This window comes from Frankia sp. AiPs1, from assembly GCF_023716945.1.
GTDB lineage: Bacteria > Actinomycetota > Actinomycetes > Frankiales > Frankiaceae > Frankia.
The window spans coordinates 1-5,247 of the sequence record NZ_JAMQQF010000433.1 but is presented as its reverse complement, the minus strand read 5'-3'; the positions used below and the strand labels follow the sequence as shown (position 1 = coordinate 5,247).

Here is a 5,247-nt window from a genome sequence, read left to right as displayed (position 1 = left end):
GGCCGGCCCGGGCCGCGGCGAGCCGGCGGGCCGCTGGGCCTTCCTGTTCACCGGGCAGGGCAGCCAGCACCCGGGCATGGGCCGACAGCTCCACGCCGCTCTGCCCGCCTTCGCCGCCGCCTTCGACGAGCTGTGCGCGGCGTTCGACCCCCATCTCGACCGACCGCTGCGCGACGTCGTGTTCGCCGCCGAGGGCAGCCCCGAGGCGGCGCTGCTCGGCGAGACCCGCTACACCCAGCCGGCGCTGTTCGCCGTGGAGGTGGCCCTGTTCCGGCTGGTGACCGGCCGGGGGCTGCACCCCGCCCTGCTCGCCGGCCATTCGATCGGCGAACTGGCCGCCGCACACGTCGCCGGCGTGTTCGATCTCGCCGACGCGGCGAAGCTCATCGCCGCCCGCGGCCGGCTGATGGGCGAGCTCCCGGGCGGCGGCGCGATGGTCGCCGTCGAGGCGGACGAGCCGGAGGTCCTGGAACTGCTCGCCGGCAACGCCGGGCGGGTGGCCATCGCCGCGGTGAACGGCCCCCGGGCGGTCGTCATCTCCGGAGACGAGGGGCCCACCCTCGAGGTGGCCGCCGTGCTGGCCCAGCGCGGTCGGCGCACCCGCCGGCTGACCGTCAGCCACGCCTTCCACTCCCCGCGCATGGACGGCATGCTCGCCGCCTTCCGGGAGGTCGCCGGCTCGGTGACGCTGCGCCCGCCCGCCGTCGCGCTGGTCAGCAATGTCACCGGGACGCTGGCCACCGCCGAGCAGGTGACCTCACCCGACTACTGGGCACGGCACGTCCGCGAGACGGTGCGCTTCGCCGCCGGCGCCCAGGCCCTGGCCGCGGCGGGCCCGATCGGCCTGCTCGAACTCGGTCCCGACGCGGTGCTCAGCGCGCTGGTGCCCGGCGCGGTCCCCACGCTGCGCCGGGGCCGACCGGAGGTGGCGACGCTGCTGACGGCGCTCGCCACCGCCCACGTGCGCGGCGCCGAGGTGGACTGGGCGGGCCCCCTGGCCGCCGCCGGCGGGCGAGCCGTGAACCTGCCCACCTATGCCTTCCAGCGCGGCCGGCACTGGCTGGCCGACGCCCCGAGCGGTCCCGACGGCGGCGCTGGGGGCGCGGACGGACAGGAAGCCGACGGACAGGAAGCGATCGGACAGGAAGCCGACGGACGGGACACCGACGGACGGGACGCGGTCGGCCTTCCGCCCGCCCGGCCAGCCGGCCACGGGTTCACCGAGCCAGCCGAGCCGACCGAGCCGACCGGGCCCGTCGACCCGGACCGGGCGCGGGAGCTGCTCGCCCTCGTCCTCGACCGGACCGCGGTGGTGCTGGGTCACGACTCGGCGGCCGGCATCGACCGCCGTCGGACGTTTCGCGACCTCGGCTTCGACTCGCTGGCCGGGGTCGAGCTGCGCGACCGGCTGGCGGAGGCGACCGGCCTCGCGCTGCCGGCGGGGGTCGTCTACGACCATCCCACCGTGGCGGCCCTGGCTGGCTTCCTCGACCGGCTGGTCGCGGGCGAGCCGGCCGGCGCGGGCGCGCACCGGCAGCGGGCTGCGCGCACCGCCGACGCGGACGATCCGATCGTCATCGTCGCCATGGCGTGCCGCTACCCCGGCGGCGTCGCGTCCCCGGCGGACCTGTGGGAGCTCGTCGCCCGCGGCGGCGACGCCATCGGCCCGTTCCCCACCAACCGCGGGTGGGACCTCGACGCGCTCTACGACCCCGACCCCGACCATGTCGGGACCACATACTCCCGCCGAGGCGGATTCCTCGACGGCGCCGGGGACTTCGATCCCGGCCTGTTCGGCATCAGCCCGCGTGAGGCGACCGCGATGGACCCGCAGCAGCGCCTGCTGCTGGAGACCGCGTGGGAGGCGTTCGAGCGGGCGACGATCGCGCCGGACTCGCTGCGCGGCTCACGCACCGGCGTGTTCGTCGGCGCGACCGCGATGGACTACGGCCCCCGGTTGGACGAGCCGGCGGGCGGTGGCGACGGGTACCTGCTGACCGGTACGACGTCGAGCGTCATCTCCGGCCGGGTGGCGTACACGTTCGGGTTGGAGGGGCCGGCGGTCACCGTCGACACCGCCTGCTCCTCCTCCCTCGTCGCCCTGCACCTGGCCACCCAGGCACTACGCCGCGGCGAATGCGACCTGGCCCTGGCCGGCGGCGTGACGGTGATGTCGACGCCGGGCATGTTCCTGGAGTTCAGCCGACAGCGCGGACTCGCCCCCGACGGCCGCTGCAAGCCGTTCGCCGCCGCCGCCGACGGCACCGGCTGGGCCGAGGGCATTGGCATCCTGCTGATCGAGCGTCGCTCCGACGCCCTCCGCCACGGCCACCCCGTCCTCGCCGTCGTCCGCGGCAGCGCCGTCAACTCCGACGGTGCCAGCAACGGCCTCACCGCCCCCAACGGCCCCAGCCAGCAACGGGTCATCCAGGCCGCCCTGGCACAGGCCGACCTCTCCCCCGGCGACATCGACGCCGTCGAAGCCCACGGCACCGGCACCCGCCTCGGCGACCCCATCGAAGCCCAGGCCCTACTCACCGTCTACGGCCAGCACCGACCCGCCGACCGCCCCCTCTACCTCGGCAGCCTCAAATCCAACATCGGCCACACCCAAGCCGCCGCCGGCGCCGCCGGCATCATCAAAATCGTCGAAGCCCTCCACCACCACACCCTCCCCCGCACCCTCCACATCGACGCCCCCACCCCCCACGTCGACTGGGACAGCGGCACCATCACCCTGCTCACCGAAGAACAACCCTGGGAACCCAGCCAACGCCCCCGCCGCGCCGCCATCTCCTCCTTCGGCATCAGCGGCACCAACGCCCACATCATCATCGAAGAAGCCCCCCCGGCAGCCGCGGACAGCTCACAGACGGCCGGACGCGAATCCGGACCGGCTCGGGCGGCGGTCGGCCGGTCACCCTCGCGGCCCCTGCTGTGGGCGTTGTCGGGGCACGGTGAGCAGGCGCTACGCGCCCAGGCCGGCGAACTACTCACCTACCTACACACCCACCCCGACACCCACCCCGCCGCCATCGCCGCCACCCTCGCCCGCCACCGCACCCACCACCCCCACCGCGCCGTCATCCTCGTCCACCCCAACGACACCCACCCCACCGACACCACCCTGATCCCACCCGACACACTCGCCGCCCTCACCGCCCTCCACAACAACACCGACCACCCCCACCTCACCCGCCACCACACACCACCCACCCCCCGCCTCGCCTACCTCTTCACCGGCCAAGGCAGCCAACGACCCGGCATGGGCCGCCAACTCTACGAAACCTTCCCCGTCTTCGCCGACGCCCTCGACACCCTCTGCACCGCCTTCACCCCCCACCTCCAACACCCCCTCCGCGACATCATCTTCGCCACCCCCCACACCCCCCAAGCCCACCTCCTCCACCAAACCCACTACACCCAACCCGCCCTCTTCACCCTCGAAACCGCCCTCTACCACCTCCTCACCCACCACGGCCTCACCCCCGACTACCTCACCGGCCACTCCATCGGCGAAATCACCGCCGCCCACCTCGCCGGCATCCTCACCCTCCCCGACGCCGCCACCCTCGTCGCCACCCGCGGCCACCTCATGCACACCGCCCCACCCGGCGGCGCCATGATCGCCATCGAAACCACCGAAACCGACATCACCCCCCACCTCACCCCCACCGTCTCCATCGCCGCCATCAACAGCCCCACCAGCCTCGTCATCGCCGGCGACCACACCACCACCCACACCATCGCCCACCACTACCAACAAACCGGCCACCGCACCCGCACCCTCCACGTCAGCCACGCCTTCCACTCCCCCCACATGGACCCCATCCTCGACCAACTCCACACCACCCTCACCACCCTCACCCTCCACCCACCCCGCATCCCCATCATCAGCACCCTCACCGGCACCCTCGCCGACCACACCATCACCACCCCCGACTACTGGACCCGCCACACCCGCCACACCGTCCGCTACCACGACGCCACCCACACCCTCACCACCCTCAACACCACCCTCCACCTCGAACTCGGACCCGACCCCACCCTCACCACCCACACCCCCCACACCACCCCCACCCTGCGCACCAACCACCCCGAAACCCACACCCTCACCACCGCCCTCGCCACCGCCCACACCCACGGCTTCCCCGTCACCTGGCAGGACCTCCTTCCCCCGGCCGTCCCGGCGCGCCTGCCCACCTACCCCTTCCAGCGGCGGTGGTTCTGGTTCCGCGCACCGACCGACACGGCGCGGGAGTCCGGTCTGCTCGGCACCGCGGTGGAACGCGCCGACGACGGCGGCCTGCTGTTCACCGGCACCCTCGACACCGCCCGCCACCCCTGGCTCGCCGACCACGTCATCGGCGGAGTTCCGCTCGTGCCCGGCAGCCTGTTCGTCGACCTCGCGCTACGCGCCGGGCTGCGCGCAGATGCCCCCGTGCTCGACGAGCTCACCCTGCAGGCGCCGCTGGTCCTGCCGACTCACGGGCGAGTCGACCTGCAGGTCTCGGTCGGCGGCGCCGACGAGCACGGCCGCCGCGCGCTCGCCGTGCACTCCCGGGCCGGCGAGGAGGCTCCGTGGGCGGAACACGCCACCGGCACCCTGCGGCGGGAGAGCATCTCCGGTGACGACGCCCCCGGGCCGCTCGCGGATGGTGCGAGCTGGCCGCCGGTCGAGGCGGATCCGCTCGACGTCGACACCGTGTACGAGCAGCTGCGCGAGCTCGGTTACGACTACGGCAGCAGCTTCCGCAACCTCACCGCGGCCTGGCGGGCCGGCGAAACCCTGCTCGCCGAGATCCGCCTGGGCGCCGGCGACTCCCGCGACTCCGGCGACTCCGGCGACTCCGGGGACTCCCGCGGCTCCGGGGACTCGGCCGGTGCGGATGCGGAGCCGTTCGCGTTGCACCCGGCCCTGTTGGACGCGGCGCTGCACCTGCTGCCACTCGCCGGCTCCGGCGCCGGCAGCGGCGTCCGGATCCCGTTCGCCTGGTCGGGTGTCCGGCTCACCACCACCGACGTGACCGTGCTGCGGGTACGGCTCACCCCCTCCGGCGCCGACACCGTCTCGATCCTGTTGACCGGCGTCGACGGCGAGCCGGTGGCCTGGGCGCGCTCGCTGGCGCTGCGGGCCCTGCCGGCGAACGCCCTCCAGCCGGCGACCGACGCCCTGCACACCCTCGAATGGCGTCCCGTCGGGACCAGCGGGCCGACCGCCGGCGCGGCCGACCCGTTCGACCCGTC

Annotated in this window: 1 protein-coding gene; it reads left to right on the top strand. The window is 74.2% G+C overall.

The window, feature by feature from the left end:
* Positions 1 to 5,247, top strand: a 5,247-nt coding sequence (locus tag ND748_RS24645) for a type I polyketide synthase (protein WP_251748362.1), incomplete at both ends; no start/stop codon positions are given.